At 65.2% G+C, this 1,409-nt stretch carries 2 protein-coding genes; both read left to right on the top strand.

Annotated elements, in window-relative coordinates:
- Positions 1-168 precede the first annotated feature (168 nt).
- Positions 169-435 carry a hypothetical protein gene (locus F790_RS0113635; protein WP_019592024.1) on the top strand — a complete coding sequence of 89 codons (267 nt, stop codon included), beginning with the start codon at positions 169-171 and terminating at the stop codon, positions 433-435.
- A gap of 66 nt (positions 436-501) precedes the next feature.
- The gene (locus F790_RS0113630) at positions 502-1,200 is read left to right on the top strand and encodes a hypothetical protein (RefSeq protein ID WP_019592023.1); all 699 of its coding nucleotides are present in this window, start codon (positions 502-504) and stop codon (positions 1,198-1,200) included.
- Positions 1,201-1,409 lie beyond the last annotated feature (209 nt).

Genomic DNA, 1,409 nt, shown 5'->3' with positions numbered 1-1,409 from the left:
GAAGACGCCTTCACCGCCGGCCTGGAGCGCATCCAGGCACCCTGAAAGCCCCTCCGGACCGGGAGGAGGGGCGCCGGCACCAGGCCGGTCGGTCCATATCTTTTACCCACCACGGGGACACCGCTCCCCGTGGGGGCGGTCTGTCCCCTCAACTCAAGGAGGCAGATCATGCTGGATCAAATCCGGATCTCTGAACTCGATCCGATCGGGAACGGCGTGCATCGCATGCCGGAGCCCTACACTCACCTTCTGGTTGGAGTAACGCCGGCCGGGGATACCGCCGTCGCCCCGATCTCCGCCGTCCTGGCTCACCAGGACGTCGGGGAGCCTATTGAGGAGGCGTTTTGGGCGGTAGTGGATTTCTACGCAGAGATCGACACCCCGGAGGCAATCAGCGTCCGGGGGTGGGCCGGAACTCACCCCGAAGCCGCCTAAACTCACCCCAAGGGGGCAACCGTCCCCTTGGGGCGGTCTGTCCCCGATATTCCGAGGAGATAGACGATGTTTAAGTACCTTGAAGAAAGCCGTTACGAGGAGTACCTCAACGCGGACACCATGACCGAGGCCCTGGAGCAGGCCAAGGACCTGCTCCGTGAAGGCGATTGGCCCCACGAGGGTAAGACCGCCTATGTGGCGGCCGAGGTCGTGGAGATCCAGGAAGATCCGGACGGCAACGAAATCGAGCTCGATCACAGCGCCGTTTCGGTTCGCTTGGACCCGCCGGTGCCGCCTTGCGAAGCCGACCAGCACGACTGGTGCAGCCCGCACGAACTGCTGGGTGGCTTGGAGGAAAACCCCGGGGTCTCTGGGAACGGCGGTGGTGTCATCATCACCGAAGTATGTCGGCACTGCGGCCGGTACCGCGTTACCAACACGTGGGACCAGTCCCAAGGGCCTGAACCCGTCGAGACCATCGAATACCACGAGGCCGATGAAGCCTCGCGGGAGTGGTGCGCGGAGCAGGCTATCCTGAACGCGCCCAGCTTGGATGCACTGGTCGAGGCTCTGGCCGAGCATTTCGACAACACCTCCGAGCGGTTTCAGGATCGCTCCCTGGTGGAGCTTCCGACCTTCGGCGGAGCGGAGCCGGAGGACACCCGAGGGGTCTGGAGCTGGGACGAAAACCGTCTGCTGATCGGTGAAGGCAACCCCGACGAATGGGAGGTCGTAACGCGCACCGAGTGGGCGAGTGGCGAATGATCGCCTGACCTGCCTGACCTTCAACACCGACGCCCCTCCGGGGGCGTCTTCCCCGAGGCGGCCGCGGGCGGCCGTTTCCGGGAAGATGCCTTCGACGCCGGCCTGGAGCGCATCCAGGCACCCTGAAAGCCCCTCCGGACCGGGAGGAGGGGCGCCGGCACCAGGCCGGTCGGTCCATATCGTTTACCCACCACGGGGACAACCGTCCC

Origin of the sequence: Thioalkalivibrio sp. ALE20, assembly GCF_000381405.1 — a bacterium.
GTDB lineage: Bacteria > Pseudomonadota > Gammaproteobacteria > Ectothiorhodospirales > Ectothiorhodospiraceae > Thioalkalivibrio.
Note: the sequence above shows the minus strand (reverse complement) of the source record. Positions and strands in the feature narration are given on the sequence as shown.